Raw genomic sequence first — 19,013 nt, 5'->3', positions numbered from 1 at the left:
AGGTTTGTTAGTACATACCAACAAACCTTTTCAGTTTAAGATGTTGAACTCAACAACGTCGTGAGCTTGTTAACGACAATGGGGTTGTCGGATGTTTCGACGACCTGTTTAAGGCGAGTTTCATTGGCTTTTGTTAGTGTTTGCTGTGACTCGGTAAAAGAGCGTACAAACGCATCTACAAATTTACTTTTTGGATTGGCAACCACTGTATTCACCACAGCATCTTGATAACTGCCTTGTTTGGTAAGTACCTTAATTGCATTTAACTTCACCGCTTCATCAGGGTTGTTTAGTAAAGGTGGCAGTTGTTTTATAAGCTGCTCGTCTCGGCTATTGGCAACTGCAAGCACTGTGGTCGCCAATGATTCACCTTGGGCCAAGTTGCTGGTTAACAGTTCGCTGACAGATGCTGATTTTTCAGGTGTAAAGTACGCCATTGAACCAATGCTAAGTAGTGCAGTAGAAGCAGCTTGATTTGATGTTTTGCTTAATTCGGTTAGGGCACTGAAGCCAATGTCGCTCGACGCACCAAAGCGCCCTAGAGCAATAGCAACTCGATGTTTGTTCATATCTGAAACCACAGAAGTATTGAGCAAGTCTGCTAGCATTTGTTCCGCTTCTGGACTTTGATTTTTTTGAAGCGCATAAATGATTGCCGAGTTTGATGTTGGCATATCTGAAAGCATTTCCGCTATTTCATAAGCTGTATAGTTCAAGTGTAAGTACTCGCCAACTATTTTGGCTAAATCAGGATCTAGTGAAGCCTTTAGTTGTTCAATTGCATTCAGTAGCTCTTGCTCATTGGTGATCACTAATTGTGTTTTAACCTGTTGGTTGCTAGCTACAAGATGCGCATTAGTGTGGCTGTTGACTGAGATGTTAGCTAGATTGATATTTTGCTGCGAAGGGACAACAGTTACATCTTGAATGATTTGATATTGTTGTGACTGCTGCTGCCATAGTCTGGTGTTGGTGTAGTCTAGTCGCTCAACTTGTCCATTGTTGGCTAAACTTAACTCCCACTTTTCTTCTTCTTGCTGTGGTTTTTGTTGAGCGTGCACATAGTCTGTTTGGGTAGCTGTTCTCGTTACTTTTTGTCCTTTTCGAGCATACGCAAATACTTTTCTTTGCAAGGCATCTTCATAAGTAAGCTGAGTACGCTCACTGTAGCTCATTAATCCTAGCACCTGCTTCACAACCTGTAATACGTGTTCCTCTGACAAACCTAATAAGTCTACATTTTCAAATTGGTGACCGTTGTAGTGCACCGTAAAAGGTAATTGAGTGGGGAGTTTTGAAGGTCTATTATTTTCTTTAAACGAAATGCCATCGAGCCTGCCAACGTAATGTTGTGCCTCTGTACTTTGCTGCATGACCATAGTCCAACTCAAAACCGAGTGTGTTAATACAGTCTGCTTTGTGTCTTGTACTGAAGATTCGATAGTCACCTTATACTGTAAAGGTCTGTGTTCTTCAGTTGCAGCTAACTTTGCATCTGTCTTGTTTTTTGATGCTACGGTGGGTTGTTGAGGTTGAGCTGGGGTGAAAGTCAGCCAAGCCAGTGATGCTGCCAGTACGACAACAACTAGCATTACCAAATGATATTTTGTTATTTTCATCAGAACTCCATAAAGGCGACGAATGTCGCCCATTTAGATGATTAATTAAAGTGCTTCCCAACTTGGGCTTGCGTACTCATATAGTTTGTATTCACGTTCATAAAGAGGATCCCACTTCATGATGTCGACATTGAATACCAATAAGCCCCAAAGCTTTTTGCAATAACCTTCAATTTTGCCGTCACCGCCAGAGAGTTTTGCTGAAACTTTTAATTCAAGGAAACCTTCCTCAATAATTTGTTCATCAACGTTCACACGACGGATACCGGCTTCCAAATAGCCTTTTCCTTTAACTTTCAACAGGCTCAATTTACCTTTTACACCAGCTTCTGCGATGCCATGGCCGAATGAACCGTAAGCTGAGCTTGATACCAATCCGCCGATATACGGCTCTACAGAGGCATAAATGTAGTCAGGGCGTCGAACACCGCCAGCTTCAAATGGCTCATCATTATCGTAACCACCAATTACGCCACCTACGGTGAAGTCTGCGCCTGCTTCGATACCTGCGCCAAATTTTACGCCTAGCTTCAGTAGACCAAGCGGATCTAGCGGTATTTCAATACGTGGCTTGATTGGCTCAGGGATTAGGTCAAAGTAGTATTCGATTGGGTAACTGACAGAGGCGTTGAGCAAGTCGTCACAGTTGGGTTTGAAAGCAGCAACGCTATCTTCACCCACTTCTAGGTTAAAGGTTAAGCCTTGAGTACAATCAAGCTTGGAAGGGTTAAACGAGAATTCGACAAAACCAACAGACATTTTGAAGTTACGATTATGTAATTTCACCCAGTTTTCGGCTTGATAGAAACCGCTGGTTGCACCATCAGCTACCTTTTCGACTTGCATCCAACCTTGTTGACCACGGTATTGGTGTGAGCGCCCAACCGCATTGTTCTTATTAATGACACGAGCCTGACGTTCAACGTAGCCCGGATCCTTGTAGATTGAAGCTTCAGTACTCGGAGCAGCCATCAGGCCTACAAGTGCAGTCAAGCAAGCAATACTAAACTTTTTCATTTTTATTCCTAATTTGGTTAACGAGATAAGTTTTCTGGTGTGTTGCGCAACCGGCAGCATGCTACTTTTGTTTTGTTACATTTAACTTACAAAAATAATTAATAAAGGTACAATTTGTTGCGTGGGGATTTGATTTCTTGTGTTTTGTGGGCTTTGTCTTTTAATTTTTAATTTTAACTGATTGTTTTTATTTTCTTTATTTTAAGTGGTTGTTTTTATTTTTGAAATTACAAGCCAATATAAAAACCCGATAATTACTAAAAAATTCAATAGACTCAGTATTTCAATATACATTTATTTAACAAGTTGAAGGTTCAAAGTCCAATATGGACTGAAACGTTATTGAGGTGACCGTTATATTCGTTGTCATTACGGGTATGGCTTAACTAACACGCATGGTATGCAAAACCAAACCTAAGGTAAAAAATATTTGACATGATGGCGGGAGGAAACTAATCTGTCGAGTATGTTATTTTTTACTTCAAGTTAAAAAGGTTGAACATGTCAGACAACAATCGTTTAAAAGCGTTTTTGGATTCATTAAGCTTTCGTGACCTTACCATTGCTATTGAACTGGCAATTACGGGTTATATTCTATTTTTCTATATTGGTGAAATTGTTGCCGCTTTACCTGCGGAAAGACAAGACGCTGGCTGGGCTTCAATGCTACTGTTAAAAGTAATTGCTACATCCATTGTTATCTCTATTGCGGGTCAACTATTGCTGTCGTTTGTAAGTGATGGTGACATGGATAAACCCATGGACGAACGAGAAAAACAAGTCGCATTTTCAGGGTGCCAGCAAGCATACTGGGTATTACAAGCTGGCGTGTGTATTGCTATATTCCAATATTCGGCTGAAGCCCATGGTTGGCCTAGCAGTGTTCAGTTAGATTTGCCTTTTTTACCATTACATATTCTAGTCGTCGCATTCTTAATGGCTGAATTGATCGGCTATGGCACACAACTAGTAAAATCTCGGATCGGAGCATAATATGGCAGAGTTACCGATCTCTAATAAAATCCGTTTGCTACGATTTATGAATGATGAAATGACACAAAAAGATTTGGCTGAAAGAGTGGGAGTTACTAGGCAAACTATTATGGCGATCGAAGCGGCAAAATATTCGCCGTCATTAGAAGTGGCATTTAAAATTGCTCAGGTGTTTAAAGTGCCATTAGAAGAGGTTTTTCAATTTCAAGGTAAGTAATTAGTCCATACCAGACACTAAGTTACTTACCCGTTGTTTGTTCCTTATCCAACACACCGACATACATTTATAATTTTTATAATTTAATTCAGAGGGCTATGCTAAAAACATAACCTTCATTATCACCGATAATGGCTCATGAGAAGGCAATCGAAAATGACAAAGGGTGTCATAAGAGTTTTTGTGTTTTTATTCTTCGGTTTGTGCATGCCACTCACATACGCAAAGCCATGTCTTGACACTGTCAATATCGGTATTGTTGGAGATTGGCCTCCTTTGACTGCTATGGATGAACGTGGCGCTTGGGGGATCGATGTCGAGTTTGCTGAAGTCGTGTTTAAGGATGCTAATTTTTGCACTCACTATGTTCGGCTTCCTTCTAGTGCAAGGGCACTGGAGGAAATGGAAAAGCATAATATCAATGTCGCATTGATGGTGAGCTATACCGAAGAACGAGCGAAATACGGGGTTTTCTCTGTGCCCTATCGTCGAGAAATAATGCGGCTTTACTCACTTAGTAAGCCGCGACAACAGTTAACCTTGGAGGACATTGTCTCTAGTTCAAAAACGGTTGGAGTTAGTATTGGCTCATATTACGGTGAAACTCTTGAATCGCTTAAAGGAAAATACCCAAATCAATTTGTGAGGATCAGCAGTGCAAAAAGGCGTGTTGAGATGCTGATTAAAAGTCGCGTTGACTTCATTATCGATGACACCATAACGGCAAATTATTTCATCAATCGGTTTGACTATCATCACACACAGGAATGGCCTGTGGTCATTCATGACAATGAAGTACACTTTTTACTCCGCAAAGGAGCTTTTTCACCTCAGCAAATTACCACCATTAATCAGAGTATTCTTAAGTTTAAGCCTACGATAGAAAAGCTGATTGAACGCTATTTAATAGAAGCCAAGTCTGTAACGAAGCGACTTAAGTAATTTTTTTGTCATGGCGTCTTTATATAATTCGCGATAATAGGCGTATAAATTTTAGCCTTACCGTAAATTTCTCAATTTATTTTTTAAAACATAAAAGTTTATAAATTTCATATTGATACACTCTATTTTCGGTCCTAACTTTGGTGCTTTTACAAAAAGTCAACCTTGAAGTCTCAATTTTATCACCTTACCATTTATTTTTATTGAACGATCAATTAATAAAAAGCTATGCCAAAAGTCGGAATGGAACCTGTTCGCCGTCAGCAGTTAATTGACGCCACATTACAGTCTGTCGCTGAGCTTGGATTACAAGCGACGACCATTAACAGTATCAGCAAACGCGCTGGGCTCTCATCTGGCATCATTAGCCATTATTTTGGTGGTAAGCAAGGATTAATCGAAGCAACAGTGCGTCATTTATTGGATAGCTTAAAACGCAGTTTGCTAGATAAAACTCAGCCCGGTTGTAGCGCTGAGCAACGGTTGGTTTACATTGTTGAAGCGAACTTTTCACTGGTTCAACAACAGTCGCACACCACCAGAACTTGGTTGAGCTTTTGGGCGCAATCAATGCATGACGAAGAGCTTCACCGATTACAGCGGGTAAACAGCCAGCGTCTGTACAGTAACTTAGCGTATTCATTTCGGCAGCTCATGCCTAAACAACAGGCAAAAGAAGCGGCTCAGCTAGCCGCAGGTATGATCGATGGGTTGTGGCTACGAACAGTTTTAAATAAAGCTGATCAACAGCAATTCCAGCACAACGAAGCTTTAGCCAAGCGCTATATCAACTCTCTTATTCAGCAGTTTGGAGCACAATAATGACGGTCCCAGTATTTCAAAACTTTGTCCATGGTCAATTCTTAGCAAATCAAAGTGGCGAGAAATTTGCGGTGAAAAACCCAGCTACGGATCAGGTGATCTATGAAGTTGAGGTCGCTGATGAAGTAGTGCAAAAAGCCGCAATTGAAAGTGCTAAGCAGGGCTTTCAAGTTTGGTCTGCAATGTCACCCATAGAGCGTAGTCGGATTTTACACAAAGCGGTTGCTTTGTTACGTGAACGCAATGACCAGCTTGCTGAAATAGAAGTATTAGACACTGGAAAACCGTGGCAAGAAGCTGAATGTGTTGATGTCCAAACGGGCGCTGATGTGATTGAATATTTTGCAGGACTTGCACCTACACAGGTGGGCTCTCAACAGCCTGTGGGTAATGATTTCTTTTACACTCGTAAAGAGCCATTAGGTATATGCGCTGGCATTGGCGCATGGAATTATCCTTTACAAATTGCGTGTTGGAAATCAGGTCCAGCCTTGGCGGCTGGTAACGTACTTATTTTCAAACCTTCAGAAGAAACACCGCTAGGCGCTATTAAGCTTGCTGAGATTTTTATCGAAGCCGGTGTACCGGCTGGGGTATTCAATGTCGTGCAAGGTGCTGCAAAAGTTGGACAATGGCTTACTACGCACCCACAAATCGAAAAAGTGTCTTTTACCGGAGAAGTCGGCACTGGCAAGAAAGTGATGCAAAGTGCGGCTTCGAATCTAAAAGAAGTGACGATGGAGCTAGGTGGAAAATCGCCGCTCATTGTTTTTGAAGACGCAGATCTCAGCCAAGCTGTTTCTGCGGCAATGTTAGGTAACTTCTACACTCAAGGGGAAGTGTGTACTAACTGTACACGAGTTTTTGTACATCGCTCTGTTTATCAACCCTTTTTAGACGAACTCCTTGAGCGTACAGAGCATAATATTATCGCTGGTGATCCCATGGATCCAAGTGTCAATCTTGGCGCACTGATTTCAAAGCAGCATCAACAGCTGGTGCTAGATTACATTGAAAAAGGCATAGCCGAAGGCGCCAAGGTATTGACTGGCGGACGAGCCCTTAGCCCTGAGTCAGCCCCAAATGGTTATTTTGTTGCACCTACCATCTTTGTTGATTGCGATGATGATATGACCATCGTTAAAGAAGAAATTTTTGGTCCGGTAATGTCGGTGTTGGTATTTGATGATGAGCAAGAGGTGATCGAGCGAGCCAATAATACGCACCTAGGACTTGCAGCTGGTGTATTTACCCAGAACATAAAGCGTGCTCACAGAGTCATTCATCAATTAGCGGCTGGGATCTGTTGGATCAATAGCTACGGAAACTCACCTGCGGAAATGCCTGTTGGCGGTTATAAGCAGTCTGGAATTGGCAGGGAAAATGGAATTGAAACGTTAGATCAATATACCCAAACCAAGTCGGTTTATGTCGGTATGAGTGATATCGAAAGTCCATTTTAACTTTTCTAGAGCAACTCGCTGAAGTAACGCAATAAACGCGGTTAAGGAGCACCATGACAGAATTTGATTACATTATTGTTGGCGCTGGTTCGGCAGGATGTGTGCTGGCAAATCGCCTATCGGAAAATCCCGAACATCGGGTACTGCTGCTTGAAACAGGTGGTAGTGACAAGAGTATTTTTATTCAGATGCCAACAGCGCTCTCTATTCCGATGAATACCGAAAAATATGCATGGCAGTTTCATACTGAGCCTGAGCCATATTTAGATAACCGAGTCATGCACTGTCCGCGCGGAAAAGTACTTGGAGGTTCATCATCCATCAATGGCATGGTGTATGTTCGTGGCCACGCAAAAGATTTTGATGAATGGCAGCAACATGGTGCTAAAGGTTGGGATTATCAGTCTTGCCTCCCTTACTTTAAACGTGCGGAATCTTGGTATTTAGGGGGCGATGAGTATCGTGGGGAGCAAGGTCCACTAGGCACTAACAATGGTAATGAGATGGCAAACCCATTGTATCGAGCTTTTATAGATGCAGGTAAACAAGCGGGTTACGCATTCACTGACGATTATAATGGTGCGCAGCAAGAAGGCTTTGGCCCAATGCATATGACAGTCAAAGGCGGCAAACGATGCTCGGCAAGCCGCGCGTATCTCGACCCAATTAAACAGCGTCGTAATTTAACGGTGATCACCGGTGCTTTAGCTCGCAAGGTTTTATTAAATGGCGATAAAAAGGCGACGGGAGTTGAATATCAAGTCAAAGGAAAGGTGCAACAAGCATCAGCGAAAAAAGAAGTCATCTTGAGCGCTGGTCCAATTGGCTCCCCTCACCTGTTACAGCTGTCTGGAATTGGCGATAAGACAGTATTGCAACAAGCGGGTGTTGAGTTGCAGCACCATTTACCGGGAGTAGGTAAGAACTTACAAGATCACTTGGAGTTTTATTTTCAGTATAAGTGTAAGCAACCAATCACTTTAAATGGCAAGCTAGGGCTGATTTCGAAAGGCTTAATTGGTGCGCGGTGGTTACTCAATAAATCAGGACTTGGTGCAACAAATCATTTCGAGTCTTGTGCTTTTATCCGTTCTAAGGCTGGGGTTGAGTGGCCTGATCTACAATACCACTTTCTACCAGCAGCGATACGCTATGATGGCAAAAGTGCTTTCGAGGGGCATGGTTTTCAGGTTCATGTTGGTCATAACAAGCCTAAAAGTCGCGGCGAAGTGACCATTAAATCAGCTGACCCCACTGTGGCTCCAAAAATTCAATTTAATTACCTGCAACACCCAGAAGATATCGAGGGTTTTAGAGCCTGCGTCAGGCTGACACGAGAAATTATTGAGCAAAGCGCGTTTGATGATTATAGAGAGAGTGAAATCCAACCTGGCGAACATATTCAAAGTGACGAACAAATCGATGCTTTCGTTCGTCAAGCTGTAGAAAGTGCTTACCACCCTTCCTGTTCTTGCAAAATGGGGGAAGACAGCATGGCGGTGGTGAACTCGAAAACTCAAGTACATGGTATTGAAGGGTTAAGAGTGGTGGATTCATCTATCTTCCCCACCATTCCTAATGGCAATCTGAATGCGCCAACCATAATGGTTGCGGAAAAAGCAGCAGATCTGATTTTGGGCAAAGCAATGCCTAAAGAGCAACCTGCCAAGGTCGTAATGACCGCGAATTGGCAAACTTTACAACGTAGTTCGGAGATCTAATTTAGCCACTTGTATCGCTGACTGACGTTAGTCATGTCAGCGGTGCGGGACTTGCAGTGGCGTGCGGCGTAAATAGGTTACGCGGTATTAATGCGAGCAATAAAAACGGAGAAAAAATGAGTTACTTTTATCTATTTTGGGAGGGTGACAATGACAGTGTGGCTTAGTGCAGGCATCATTTTCACCCTATTGGCAATCGCCTTTATTTTAATTAAATGGGGAAATCTGCGTTGTGTCGGTGTGACACCGGTTAAAACGTTTACCTTTATCGCTATCTTGTTTACTTCCGGCTTAGACGTCGGATTGATTATGTTTCCGCTTACTGAGTTTGCGGGTTATGCAGACATAAAAGCAAGCCCAGAATATGCGTTTGCGAATCCTTTAGCCATTGAGTTTGGCTTCTGGGGATTCCTCATCTGGGGTTTTTACTTTCTTACGTGCTTTTATTTCTGCGTAATAGAACCCAAAGTGAAGTTCTTTGACATTCCTTGGGTTAAGTTTGTTAATAATGTCGTGATCATCGGCACATGTGCGTTCACTGCTTACTTGCTGCTCGCCAATCTACCTTGGTATTTACCGAGTGTGGGTGATGGTGAGTCAATCATGCCGAGCTTTTATTTAATCGTGTTTGCAGCTATTGCATTTGCTGTGTACTCCAGCACTAGTCTGAAGTATGTGCGGTTTTTAAGTATTACCACTACTTGGGTATTTCTCGGGCTTATTGCCTTTATGTGGGCATCAGCGTTCATATTTGGTGAGAGCGAAGTCGCCAGCTACGTGGAAAACCTCGGCTTGATTAGCGACTACTTTGCTAATATTCATCAATTTGTATTACCACTGAACGATTACCACGAGTTTTATCTGTTCTGGTGGTTTGCATGGAGCATTATGATTGGCCAGTTTACTTCTCGTTTTGTTGGTGGCCTGAGAACCTATCAAGTACTTGCTGCCATGTTGATTTTCCCTTCTATTCCAATTGCTGCGTGGTTTGGAGTGTTATATCACTATCACGAAGCAGGGATCCCTACGACGGGAATTAAAAACTTCGCTATGGTTTTTGTTGGCGTGGTATTTGTGATTAATTCACTGGACTCACTCACGCGCTTATACACAGACAATTTAAACCTCACGGTTAGTCGCTTAGGGAAAAGAAACTACCTGATATTCAATATTGTAGTGCTATCGTTACTTACTCTACTGTTTAAGCTAGACTTCTTACAAATTCAGTGGGTAGGTGCACTGGTCATTGGTTTGTTTTTCTCTTGCTTTGGCTATATAGGATACCGCAAGTTTAAAACTGTGAGTAACATTGATAGCTCTCCAAAAGACAACCTTATCGACTTTAGTAAAATAGAATCAGTTAGCTAGGAATCATTATGACAACATCATTTAAAAAACTTTTCTGTGCATTGCCATTGGCGGTACTTTCGACCACAGCAATGGCTGACTGGTCGGCAACGGTGACTGGCGCTTCGGACTATACCTTTAACGGTGTAAGCCAAACTAAAAATGATCCAGCTCTGCAAGGCAGCCTTGATAAGGCCTTCGATAACGGTGTTTATGCCGGTAGCTGGGCATCCAATGTGGACTTTGACGGAGGTACCGATCTGGAATGGGACTTTTACGTTGGTCGTTATGTTGAGCTACAACACGGTTGGAGCCTAGATTATGGTATCGCTTATTACAGCTACCATGGGGGGGACAACTCTAGCGATGGCAACTATCCGGAAGTCTATACTAAGTTTGGTTATGCCAGTGACTATGGTCAAACAGAGTTTAACTTTTGGTACAGCTGGGATTATTTTGGCACTGAAGCGGGACATACCATAGCTATGGTTGCGCACACCTTTGAAGTTGCAGAAGGCCATGCCATTAGAGCAAGCTTCGATGTATCAAATTCACTAGATGGTGACAAGTATGCTTGGGATGGTGAACATAGTTCGTATCACCACTATCGTTTAGCGTATCAAACCAGTTACGAAGGATTTGATATTGAGGTGGCGGCCGAAAACACCAACTTAGATTGGAATACCGCCGATGAACGGATTGTGCTTTTGGTAAGCAAAACATTTGCCCTATAACATGCCGATAATTAGCCCATCATAGTGATGGGCTTTCTTCTTTCTCAGCTGCTAAGCTCGAACCTACGGGTTAGTATCTTTTGTAACTTTCTGTTAATTGTTTGTTTACAGTTAATGTGTTTTATTGTACCTTAAATCTCAGAAGAGTATTTGAGATTAGCCTAGGTGCTTTTCGTTATCCTTACTTCTGGCTGCTTTGGCCGTATTGAATTTAAAGGTAAATAGTTTCAGTGTCTTGCGTGAACTGCAGTGTTTAGTCCGCTACTCGGTTGTACTCTATTACAAGGTGGCTTGAAAATTAATAACTCATTTATGGAGTGATTTATGAAACTAAACAAACGTGAACTTAAGCAATTGATTGTTAGCGACGCAGAAATGCTACTTTACACCGACATGATTGCTGGTGGTAAAAATGAAAAGTCAGAGCCAATAGAGATACTCAAGCGCACGAGAAAGCAGGGAAAAATATACGAAGACCCAATTGACGCGTTAAAACGTACTCGATAAAAGATTTACCATTCTCCCAATTTGCCGTAGCCCAGATAAAAGGAAGTGCTGTTACGGCAAATTATTTTTCGATTCTAGATACGTTCTAACTGGTTTTGCGAGCTTAGAGCCTTACCTTTGCTTATATTGTGTTGGACAATAGCCTCTACTGATATCAGGGTGTCTCAGCTTGATGTGCTTTGACTTTCTCCCCGATACCCGCTTTCGCCAAAGCTTGAAACTGCTTGAACGCAAGTTTTCTCGCATAAAACGAATGAGTTGAGACTCACTTAAGCCATAAGTTAGTTCTATCGCTTCAAAGGGGGTTCTGTCTTCCCACGCCATTTCTATCACTCTAGAAATATCACTTTTGTTCATTTGTTGCTGCTTGTATGTATTTGGTATTTTCAAGTACGGAACTCAAGGCCAATGCGTTCACTTTTAGACTAGAGAATTACCGGAATAGCAGCTTAAGTTTCTGTTTGTAGCCTTCCCTACCCTGTTTATTCGCTAGCAAAAGCCAAGTTGATTGTTGTTTTTGGCGGTAGAGGAACTAAGCGATCTGCAAGTGAACTTGAAAGTAGCACGCTCTGATTATTGTACTCGGTGTTAATAAGATAAAGTCCAGATTTGTCGGTATAGTAAAAGGCCAGTTGTTGTATTCGGGTTGACCACAACACAGCCTGCGCAAAGTTACAATTGACAAAGACACTGTGTTCCCAATAAGTCATTTCAGCATTGCCGCCAACGACATCAACAAATGTTAGCTTTGAACGCTGTAAAGCCCCTTTCCAAAAACGGGCTTTGCGAATATTTTCTCGTCGTGTTTTCGGTTGACCACACGGATTCCATAGACTGATTATGGCGCCTTTTTGTAATTTAGAACTAGCACAAGCAGAGTAAAAGTAAGCGTTTTTGTATAGCGTCCAAGTTCGTTCATCGATAGCACTGGAACAGCTGTGACTGTTCATTATCCGCCGGCTTGTTGCTTTAACTCTTCAATCATCTGTTGATCGCCCATCAGATTCTTTAAAATGGCCTTGACCTTTGGATCTGACGCTTCTTCATAAAGTGACAGAAGATCTCGTGCTACTTTTCTCTTTTGTTTTTCATTTGAGCCAGACTGAAAGTACTGCGACATTAACCCTTCCGCAGCGAGCGTTTTGACGTAGTCATTTTGTTCGTTCTCAAGTAGTTTAACAAACGAGTCTGACAGTCTTTCATCGACAATTGGTGTTCTTGAGACTAACTCTATGGCTTGTAACCGCAGCTTTTCATCGGTCATATTGTGCGTCATGTTCATGATTGACTCCACGGCTTGATAGTCATACTGTTCAAGCTGGTTTCTATTGAGCATAAACATGTTCATCTGTAATTGGCTCATAGCTGCCAGTCTCTCGGCTGGGCTCAACCCTGCGTTGAGAATTTTTTGTTTCAGTTCATCACTGACCTTGGCTGCATACTCTGGATCTGTTTTGATTCTAATTTCATAATCTTCGGGTAGATCTTCATAAAACCCGTAAATAGGATTCTTAGACTTCATCTCATCAAGTTTTTCTTTCTCTCGTTTCTCGATAAGAGAAGCAATTAGTGCCTCAAACTGCTCTGGTGAGTTGTTCGCTAGATCCGCAGGATTCTGACTTTCCAAGTAAATTATACGAGACTCTAGTCTTGCAATGGTTGATTGTAGTTCTTGCAGCTGGTTTTCGTTAGTGGCAAGTTGACTGTTATTATATGTCGGTAAAGTCGCTTGTTGTTGTGGTTGAATTTGGTGTAAAGGTAGTGGTATCGCCATGTTAGATGTAAGTTTAGTTTGGATAACGTTAAAGGCTGACAAAGCCAGTGCTAACACAGAGCAGCCAACAGCGATATTTAGTTTAAACTGAGACATGAAGATACACCTTATTTAAAATAAAACGTGTACATTTAGTATAACCTGAAGCAACGGAACGACTGAATATACACTCACACGAATATCAGAGTTAACGATTACGTTACCATAACAAATACAAATAACCTATAAGAATCAGGTGGTAACGTTCAAATTTATCAATCGTGTAAAGTACTTTAGTATTTTCAGCTAGTTGCTAGGAACCATAGCAATGTTATGGGGCTTTACAAACAAAAAGCCGAGCATTAGCTCGGCTTATCATCAAATGCTGAGTGTGAGCTTATTTCTTCACAATCGCATTGTGATAAACATTTTGTACGTCATCTACATCTTCTAACATAGTGATCAGTTTTTCGAAGTTAGCGATAGCTTCTTCGTCTTCAATTTCAACATGGGTCTGAGGCACCCAAGTGATTTCGTCTACTTCAAAGTTGATGTCAGGAAATGCTTCTGAAAGAGCGGTTTTAGCTTTGAAATATTCAGTATGAGGTGCAAATACGGATACTTGACCATCTTCGACTTCAACGTCTGTGACATCAACATCAGCCATCATTAGCGCTTCCAAAACTGCCTCGTCATCATCACCTGCAAAGCCAAGTATTGCAAAGTGATCAAACATGTGTGCGACACAACCAGGGTTGCCCAGGTTTGAACCAGTTTTGGTAAACGGTAAACGAACGTCCTTGATGGTACGGTTCATGTTATCGGTTAGACAGTCAACTATGATCATACTGTTACCTGGGCCATAGCCTTCGTAACGTGCAGGGGTGTAATCCTCACCAGCACCACCTGCTGCTTTTTCAATGGCCTTATCGATGACGTGTGCTGGTACCTGATCTTTCTTCGCTTTGTCAATTAAGCGACGAAGAGACAAATTGGTCTCAGGATCTGCACCACCATTTTTCGCAACTACGTAAATTTCTTTACCGTACTTTGAGTTCACTTTTGTCTTTGCCGCTGCCGTTTTTGCCATGGCGTTTTTGCGGACTTCAAATGCTCTGCCCATCTTAATTCTCATTTTTAAAAAATTGCCTAAGATTTTATCAAGACAATCTAATTTGGGCTATACCTCAAACGGGCATAATCACGAAATCACAGCGCTAAATACCGTTGTGGCTTTGTGGAGTGAATGGATAGGCAGCCTAATAGCTCATCAAAGTGAGAAAAGACCACGTCAGCTTGTGCTGCATAATCAGGTAATTCATTCGGTACGTACAAACAGGAGAGCATGTCGGCTTGATTGGCAGCCTCAACATCGTACCAGTAATCACCGACGTAAGCACAATGTTGCGTGGGCATACGCCAGTGCTGGGCTACATGTATCAACGCGGTAGGATCAGGCTTGGCTGGTGCATCATCTCGGGTTAATAACAAAGAAATGGGGAGCTTCGCTGTTTTAAGCTTTAAATTGGCAGCTTTAGAAAAATTTCTTGTGACGACGGCTGTTGGAACCCTTGCAGCTTTAAGCGCCTCTAAGACCTGATGAACACCCGGCAGTGCTTCACAATGACTCGCATCATAGAGTTCATGTTGATGCACGATATTCATCGCTTCTTCTCGCATGTAAGGGGACGGCAGGTTTTCAATATATGAGAGTAAATCTAAATTTTTGGGGCAGCCAATTTGGGCCTTTATCAGAGAAAAATTCAGCTCAGATGTGACTAACGTCCCATCCAGATCGAAGATCACACCAGTGACAAGATTCCTATCCATCGTGTTTTTCCTTTCAACCGTCTTATGCATTGTGACGCACACTCTTTTAAAAGTAGGTAGCTAATGCAGCTTTGTAAAGCCAGTATCAAGAGGGAGTAAGTACCATCTTACTCCCATAAATATTGATTAAACGAGTTTTCTTAACAGTCCTTGTGTGTTTTGCCGCATGGTTTTAGATACCATGAAATAGCCAATACTCGATACAAATGCTGCGCCAGTAAGCGGTCCTAGTAACCAGATATAAGGATGTAGTACCCCATCTACGCCAAAAACTTGTTTCTGAAGTATAAAGAGTGCGCCATCGCTTACAACGGATGCCACAAGCCCGGCAAGCGCACCGAGTAACAAAAATTCGTACAGGGTTGCCAACTTGATGAGCCTACCGCGTGCTCCCAGAGTACGTAATATAACGACCTCTTGCATACGTTCGGCCAGACTTGCTTGTACTTGTGACACCAAAACTAGTGAACCACTAATTAATACGATACTTAACACGAAACTGATCGCTAAAGAGACTTGAGAAATCATCGATTGTGCTTGTTCTAAGCGACTTTTAATGTCGATCATACTAATTGTCGGATAGGACTGTAAAAACTCGCTAATTGGCCGAGTACTCGATTCTTGTAAAGTTGCGGCGGTGAAGTAAGTAACAGGGAACCTACCAGCTAACTTGTCGTTAAAGATCATGACAAAGTTTGGTTTCAAAGAGCCCCAATTAACGCTACGGATACTTGAAATCTTCGCCTCGATGAGTTGCTCATTAATTAGAAATGTTAAGTCATCTCCAACCGTTGCGTTGATGCGCTCAGCGACGCTTTGTGAGATTGAGACTTCCAACTCCTCAGAGTCGGTAAACCATTGACCTTCGACTATTTCATTACCTTCGGGTAGTGATGATAGCCAAGTTAGGTTTAATTCGCGCCCGACACCTTCTCGTGCATCTTCATCTTGTTCTTCACCCTCTTGCAACGAATTTCTGCGCGCAAACTTTTCACCATTGAGGGCATCTACTCTGCCCATAAATACAGGATAGAAATCTTCATGAACCAGATTGTGTTCAGCGAACAAAGCCTGCATCGGGGCTATTTCAGTCTCATTTATGTTGATGAAAAATGCATTGGGGGCATCTTCTGGAACTTGCATTTGCCAATCAGCGATCATGTCATTTTTTAACACGACGAGGAATAACATGAGCTTTATCGCAAGCGCAAAGCTGATCAGTTGAACAGCATTGGCATTCGCCCTTTTTTGTAGAGTCGCAATGGCGAGTGACCAGCTAGAGCCGGGGCTCAAGCCCATTTTTCTGCCCGCGCTGAATAGCAGTCTAGATATGCCAAAAAGTACTAAAATCAGAACGATCGTCGCTACAAATAAGATCCCCGTTATTTTAATGTCTTGGCTAAATAGCCACATTAACCCAAAGATGGTTAACACAGAAACCATAAGGTGAATACGGCTAACCGCTAACGTGTCTCCTAAATTTCTTCTCAGTACTCTCAGAGGTGGAATATCAAATAAGTCGAGTAGCGGTTTAAGCGAGAACATTAATGCACAAACAACCCCGACCGAGATACTGAGTAACCATGGTCGAAAGCCTGCAGGAGGTAACTCCGTTCCCATTATCTTAACGAGATAACTGGCGCCAATTGTTTGTAAAACGTAGCCTATGGTTAATCCTACGATTACCGAAAATAATGTCACCATTGAAAGGTGTAATAGATAGATACGACGAATTGTTTGCCTACTTCCCCCTAAGGTTTTCATCATCGCAACGGGGTCGTATTGCCGTTCACAATAACGCTTGGCTGAGACAGCCATCGCAACCGCAGCAAGCATGATCCCAAATAGTCCTGCAAGTAGTAAAAAGCGCTCTGAGCGTGCCAAATTTTCACCCAACGGAGATTGTCGGTCCTTTATTCCTTGCCAGTTTTGATTACTTTTAAGGCGGGGCTTTAACCATGCATAATAATCGCTGAGTTGAGACTCACTACCAGAAAAAAGCAGTCGATAGAAAGCGCGACTGCCGGGTTGTATGGCTTGGGTAGCAGGAATATCAGCATAGTTTATAAGTACGCGTTTGTTGCCCGCCAGTGAGAAAAATGGCGCATCTGGCTCATTGACCAACACTTTGCTTATAGTAAAGCGTGCGGCACCTACTTCAACCTGATCGCCGACCTTTAGTGCAAGTGAATAAAGCAGTCCTTCACTTAACCATATGTTCCCGGGTTTAGGGGCACTTTGAGTCGTATATTCTTGCGCAGCTAGGCTGTTTTTCAACGTTACTTCGCCGCGTAATGGATAGTCGTTAGTGACAGCTTTTATTGAGCCCAAGATCAGTTCATTATTAGCGAATAACATGGAGTCGAAAAACACCAATTTGGCAGTGCCTAATCCAGATTCTTGTGCTTTTTGAAGGTACAGAGGGTCGAAATCATGGTTGCTTGAAAGGCGCCTGTCAGCCGCGATAAAGTCGGCAGATTTTTGTTCAATGTTTGATTTTATCCGGTCAGTGATCGAAGCGAGGCTGAAAACAGTGAGTACGGCTAATGCTATCGCAGCTAGTATAATGGTGAGCTCCCCACGACGTAGCTCTCTAGAAAATAAAGTGAGTGCTAACTTAAACCACATTCTTTGATACTCCCTGCTTTATGGTTTCCAATTGCCCTCCTTCAATGTGGATAATTCGGTCACATTGGTGAGCCAATTGTTCATCGTGAGTGACTAGCACCAAAGTCGTTCCATTTTCTTTATTTAAATCAAAAAGCAACTTTTCGATCAGGTGGCCATTTTTACTATCTAGATTTGCTGAGGGTTCATCTGCAAACAGAATTTTTGGGTTACCCACAAACGCTCGCGCGATAGCAACTCGCTGTTGCTCCCCTCCCGAAAGCTGTGATGGGTAATGCGTAAGACGGTGAGATAAGCCTACCTTTTCAAGCAACGTGATTGCCTGTTGTTTGGCATTGCTATCGCCAGCCAGTTCAGCGGGTAGCATGACGTTTTCTAGTGCAGTCAGGCTTTGTACTAACATAAATGACTGAAACACAAAGCCAACTTTTTCGGCTCTTAACCTGGCCCTCGCTTCTTCATCCATGGCGTGAAGTGCCTCGCCGTCAAGGTAAACTTCACCAGTCGAAGCAATATCTAGTCCTGCGAGCAAACTTAGCAAAGTGGACTTCCCTGAACCGGAGGCACCGACAATGGATACCGACTCTCCAGACTTGACAGTGAAATCGATATCACTAAGGATAGTGAGGTCTCCAGCAACCGTGGACACTTGTTTACCAAGGCTTTTTACCTGAATCATATTTAATTGAGAAAGCGAAGACATGACATTTAACTTCCTAAAACTGTTGATCATACTTATTTTTCTAGTCATCCCGCTGGATGCAAAAGCCAAGTATAAAATAATGATAGTTGGTGATAGCTTAAGCGCCGCGTACGGTCTGAAACAAGAAGACGGCTGGGTAAAATTGTTACAAAATAAATACGTGGAAAAAGACAAACCGATCGAATTAATTAATACATCCGTAAGTGGACAAACGACCGGCAATGCATTGGCTAGAATAGAGCAACAGTTAGCTAGTCACAACCCCAGTCATGTGTTAATTGAACTCGGAGGCAATGATGGACTAAGAGGCTTTCCCGTAAACAAACTACGTGAGAATTTGCAAAGCTTAGTTGCCAAAAGCCAACAAGCCAATGCAGTGGTTGCGTTAATGGAAATTCAGATCCCACCTAACCTCGGACCCCGTTACACATCAATGTTTATTAAAAGCTACTCGGTTGTCACTGAAAAAACTAACAGCTATCTTTTTCCTTACTTTATGTTTGAAGTTGCTGGCAAACCAGAGTTGATGCAGAACGATAACTTACATCCAAACAAGCAAGCTCAACCGCTGATCGCTGAATTTATGTATACAGAGATTGAAAAGTGGTTGGCAATAGCTAATCGCTAGGATCTGTTGAACTTTGCTGTTTGATTTTTATTCCTGTATTGAGGGCTTGGGCGCGGCACTCGACTTGTCGACTAGGGCCGAAAATAAAA

Annotated in this window: 19 protein-coding genes; 10 read left to right on the top strand and 9 right to left on the bottom strand. The window is 42.4% G+C overall.

Annotation, left to right across the window (positions count from 1 at the left end; translation table 11 throughout):
• Nucleotides 1-35: 35 nt before the first annotated feature.
• Nucleotides 36-1,619, bottom strand: coding sequence for a HEAT repeat domain-containing protein (locus tag ACSLBF_RS19825; RefSeq protein ID WP_440056362.1), 1,584 nt, complete (start codon nucleotides 1,617-1,619; stop codon nucleotides 36-38).
• A gap of 45 nt (nucleotides 1,620-1,664) precedes the next feature.
• Nucleotides 1,665-2,636: a hypothetical protein gene (locus ACSLBF_RS19820; protein WP_440056361.1), complete on the bottom strand. Its 972-nt coding sequence runs from the start codon at nucleotides 2,634-2,636 to the stop codon at nucleotides 1,665-1,667.
• A 501-nt stretch (nucleotides 2,637-3,137) separates the two neighbouring features.
• On the opposite strand from ACSLBF_RS19820, the gene ACSLBF_RS19815 reads away from it, so the two are divergent.
• The 9 genes from ACSLBF_RS19815 to ACSLBF_RS19775 all read left to right on the top strand — a co-directional run bounded on the left by ACSLBF_RS19815 (nucleotide 3,138) and on the right by ACSLBF_RS19775 (nucleotide 11,382).
• Nucleotides 3,138-3,629, top strand: coding sequence for a hypothetical protein (locus tag ACSLBF_RS19815; RefSeq protein WP_440056360.1), 492 nt, complete (start codon nucleotides 3,138-3,140; stop codon nucleotides 3,627-3,629).
• 1 nt (nucleotide 3,630) lies between these two features.
• On the top strand, nucleotides 3,631-3,846 hold the full coding sequence (locus tag ACSLBF_RS19810; protein ID WP_440056359.1) for a helix-turn-helix transcriptional regulator: 216 nt from the start codon (nucleotides 3,631-3,633) through the stop codon (nucleotides 3,844-3,846).
• Between the two features lie 207 nt (nucleotides 3,847-4,053).
• Complete coding sequence (locus ACSLBF_RS19805) at nucleotides 4,054-4,788, top strand: substrate-binding periplasmic protein (RefSeq protein ID WP_440056358.1); 735 nt, start codon at nucleotides 4,054-4,056, stop codon at nucleotides 4,786-4,788.
• Between the two features lie 228 nt (nucleotides 4,789-5,016).
• Entirely contained in the window at nucleotides 5,017-5,610 is a 594-nt protein-coding gene (gene betI, locus ACSLBF_RS19800) for a transcriptional regulator BetI (RefSeq protein ID WP_440056357.1), read from the top strand.
• Nucleotides 5,610-7,073, top strand: coding sequence for a betaine-aldehyde dehydrogenase (betB, locus tag ACSLBF_RS19795; RefSeq protein ID WP_440056356.1), 1,464 nt, complete (start codon nucleotides 5,610-5,612; stop codon nucleotides 7,071-7,073). Before betI ends, betB begins: the two co-directional genes overlap by 1 nt.
• Before the next feature lie 53 nt (nucleotides 7,074-7,126).
• Nucleotides 7,127-8,794 carry a choline dehydrogenase gene (betA, locus tag ACSLBF_RS19790; protein WP_440056355.1) on the top strand — a complete coding sequence of 556 codons (1,668 nt, stop codon included), beginning with the start codon at nucleotides 7,127-7,129 and terminating at the stop codon, nucleotides 8,792-8,794.
• Nucleotides 8,795-8,944: 150 nt separating this feature from the next.
• Entirely contained in the window at nucleotides 8,945-10,162 is a 1,218-nt protein-coding gene (locus ACSLBF_RS19785) for a BCCT family transporter (protein WP_440056354.1), read from the top strand.
• An 8-nt stretch (nucleotides 10,163-10,170) separates the two neighbouring features.
• On the top strand, nucleotides 10,171-10,875 hold the full coding sequence (locus ACSLBF_RS19780) for a TorF family putative porin (RefSeq protein WP_440056353.1): 705 nt from the start codon (nucleotides 10,171-10,173) through the stop codon (nucleotides 10,873-10,875).
• A 324-nt stretch (nucleotides 10,876-11,199) separates the two neighbouring features.
• The gene (locus ACSLBF_RS19775; RefSeq protein WP_440056352.1) at nucleotides 11,200-11,382 is read left to right on the top strand and encodes a hypothetical protein; all 183 of its coding nucleotides are present in this window, start codon (nucleotides 11,200-11,202) and stop codon (nucleotides 11,380-11,382) included.
• A 111-nt stretch (nucleotides 11,383-11,493) separates the two neighbouring features.
• Here ACSLBF_RS19775 and ACSLBF_RS19770 read toward each other — a convergent pair whose 3' ends face one another.
• The 7 genes from ACSLBF_RS19770 to ACSLBF_RS19740 form a co-directional block, all read right to left on the bottom strand.
• On the bottom strand, nucleotides 11,494-11,739 hold the full coding sequence (locus ACSLBF_RS19770) for a TIGR03643 family protein (RefSeq protein WP_440056351.1): 246 nt from the start codon (nucleotides 11,737-11,739) through the stop codon (nucleotides 11,494-11,496).
• Between the two features lie 125 nt (nucleotides 11,740-11,864).
• A complete protein-coding gene (locus ACSLBF_RS19765; protein WP_440056350.1) occupies nucleotides 11,865-12,332 on the bottom strand; it encodes a DUF3293 domain-containing protein in 468 nt (155 codons plus the stop codon).
• A complete protein-coding gene (locus ACSLBF_RS19760) occupies nucleotides 12,332-13,252 on the bottom strand; it encodes a hypothetical protein (RefSeq protein ID WP_440056349.1) in 921 nt (306 codons plus the stop codon). The genes ACSLBF_RS19765 and ACSLBF_RS19760 overlap by 1 nt, the downstream gene beginning before the upstream one ends.
• Before the next feature lie 280 nt (nucleotides 13,253-13,532).
• Nucleotides 13,533-14,258: a YebC/PmpR family DNA-binding transcriptional regulator gene (locus tag ACSLBF_RS19755; protein ID WP_440056348.1), complete on the bottom strand. Its 726-nt coding sequence runs from the start codon at nucleotides 14,256-14,258 to the stop codon at nucleotides 13,533-13,535.
• Nucleotides 14,259-14,344: 86 nt separating this feature from the next.
• On the bottom strand, nucleotides 14,345-14,965 hold the full coding sequence (locus ACSLBF_RS19750) for an HAD family hydrolase (RefSeq protein WP_440056347.1): 621 nt from the start codon (nucleotides 14,963-14,965) through the stop codon (nucleotides 14,345-14,347).
• Between the two features lie 126 nt (nucleotides 14,966-15,091).
• Nucleotides 15,092-17,593: an ABC transporter permease gene (locus ACSLBF_RS19745; protein ID WP_440056346.1), complete on the bottom strand. Its 2,502-nt coding sequence runs from the start codon at nucleotides 17,591-17,593 to the stop codon at nucleotides 15,092-15,094.
• Nucleotides 17,583-18,296, bottom strand: coding sequence for an ABC transporter ATP-binding protein (locus tag ACSLBF_RS19740; RefSeq protein ID WP_440056345.1), 714 nt, complete (start codon nucleotides 18,294-18,296; stop codon nucleotides 17,583-17,585). Before ACSLBF_RS19740 ends, ACSLBF_RS19745 begins: the two co-directional genes overlap by 11 nt.
• On the opposite strand from ACSLBF_RS19740, the gene ACSLBF_RS19735 reads away from it, so the two are divergent.
• On the top strand, nucleotides 18,295-18,924 hold the full coding sequence (locus ACSLBF_RS19735; RefSeq protein WP_440056344.1) for an arylesterase: 630 nt from the start codon (nucleotides 18,295-18,297) through the stop codon (nucleotides 18,922-18,924). The two genes, ACSLBF_RS19740 and ACSLBF_RS19735, sit on opposite strands and share 2 nt — an antisense overlap.
• Nucleotides 18,925-19,013: the final 89 nt, after the last annotated feature.

Source organism: Pseudoalteromonas sp. T1lg65 (assembly GCF_051930985.1).
Classification (GTDB): domain Bacteria; phylum Pseudomonadota; class Gammaproteobacteria; order Enterobacterales; family Alteromonadaceae; genus Pseudoalteromonas.
The sequence above is the reverse complement of the archived record's forward strand: the minus strand, read 5'-3'. Positions and strand labels throughout refer to the sequence as shown.

Excerpts from the sequence above, each read along its gene's own strand:
- ACSLBF_RS19745 (WP_440056346.1), bottom strand. The coding sequence starts at position 17,593 with ATGTGGTTTAAGTTAGCACTCACTTTATTTTCTAGAGAGCTACGTCGT.
- betA (WP_440056355.1), top strand. The coding sequence starts at position 7,127 with ATGACAGAATTTGATTACATTATTGTTGGCGCTGGTTCGGCAGGATGT.
- ACSLBF_RS19805 (WP_440056358.1), top strand. The coding sequence starts at position 4,054 with ATGCCACTCACATACGCAAAGCCATGTCTTGACACTGTCAATATCGGT.
- betB (WP_440056356.1), top strand. The coding sequence starts at position 5,610 with ATGACGGTCCCAGTATTTCAAAACTTTGTCCATGGTCAATTCTTAGCA.
- ACSLBF_RS19785 (WP_440056354.1), top strand. The coding sequence starts at position 8,945 with ATGACAGTGTGGCTTAGTGCAGGCATCATTTTCACCCTATTGGCAATC.
- ACSLBF_RS19750 (WP_440056347.1), bottom strand. The coding sequence starts at position 14,965 with ATGGATAGGAATCTTGTCACTGGTGTGATCTTCGATCTGGATGGGACG.
- ACSLBF_RS19760 (WP_440056349.1), bottom strand. The coding sequence starts at position 13,252 with ATGTCTCAGTTTAAACTAAATATCGCTGTTGGCTGCTCTGTGTTAGCA.
- ACSLBF_RS19810 (WP_440056359.1), top strand. The coding sequence starts at position 3,631 with ATGGCAGAGTTACCGATCTCTAATAAAATCCGTTTGCTACGATTTATG.
- ACSLBF_RS19825 (WP_440056362.1), bottom strand. The coding sequence starts at position 1,619 with ATGAAAATAACAAAATATCATTTGGTAATGCTAGTTGTTGTCGTACTG.
- ACSLBF_RS19765 (WP_440056350.1), bottom strand. The coding sequence starts at position 12,332 with ATGAACAGTCACAGCTGTTCCAGTGCTATCGATGAACGAACTTGGACG.
- ACSLBF_RS19780 (WP_440056353.1), top strand. The coding sequence starts at position 10,171 with ATGACAACATCATTTAAAAAACTTTTCTGTGCATTGCCATTGGCGGTA.
- ACSLBF_RS19735 (WP_440056344.1), top strand. The coding sequence starts at position 18,295 with ATGACATTTAACTTCCTAAAACTGTTGATCATACTTATTTTTCTAGTC.
- ACSLBF_RS19740 (WP_440056345.1), bottom strand. The coding sequence starts at position 18,296 with ATGTCTTCGCTTTCTCAATTAAATATGATTCAGGTAAAAAGCCTTGGT.
- ACSLBF_RS19820 (WP_440056361.1), bottom strand. The coding sequence starts at position 2,636 with ATGAAAAAGTTTAGTATTGCTTGCTTGACTGCACTTGTAGGCCTGATG.
- ACSLBF_RS19755 (WP_440056348.1), bottom strand. The coding sequence starts at position 14,258 with ATGGGCAGAGCATTTGAAGTCCGCAAAAACGCCATGGCAAAAACGGCA.
- betI (WP_440056357.1), top strand. The coding sequence starts at position 5,017 with ATGCCAAAAGTCGGAATGGAACCTGTTCGCCGTCAGCAGTTAATTGAC.
- ACSLBF_RS19815 (WP_440056360.1), top strand. The coding sequence starts at position 3,138 with ATGTCAGACAACAATCGTTTAAAAGCGTTTTTGGATTCATTAAGCTTT.
- ACSLBF_RS19770 (WP_440056351.1), bottom strand. The coding sequence starts at position 11,739 with ATGAACAAAAGTGATATTTCTAGAGTGATAGAAATGGCGTGGGAAGAC.
- ACSLBF_RS19775 (WP_440056352.1), top strand. The coding sequence starts at position 11,200 with ATGAAACTAAACAAACGTGAACTTAAGCAATTGATTGTTAGCGACGCA.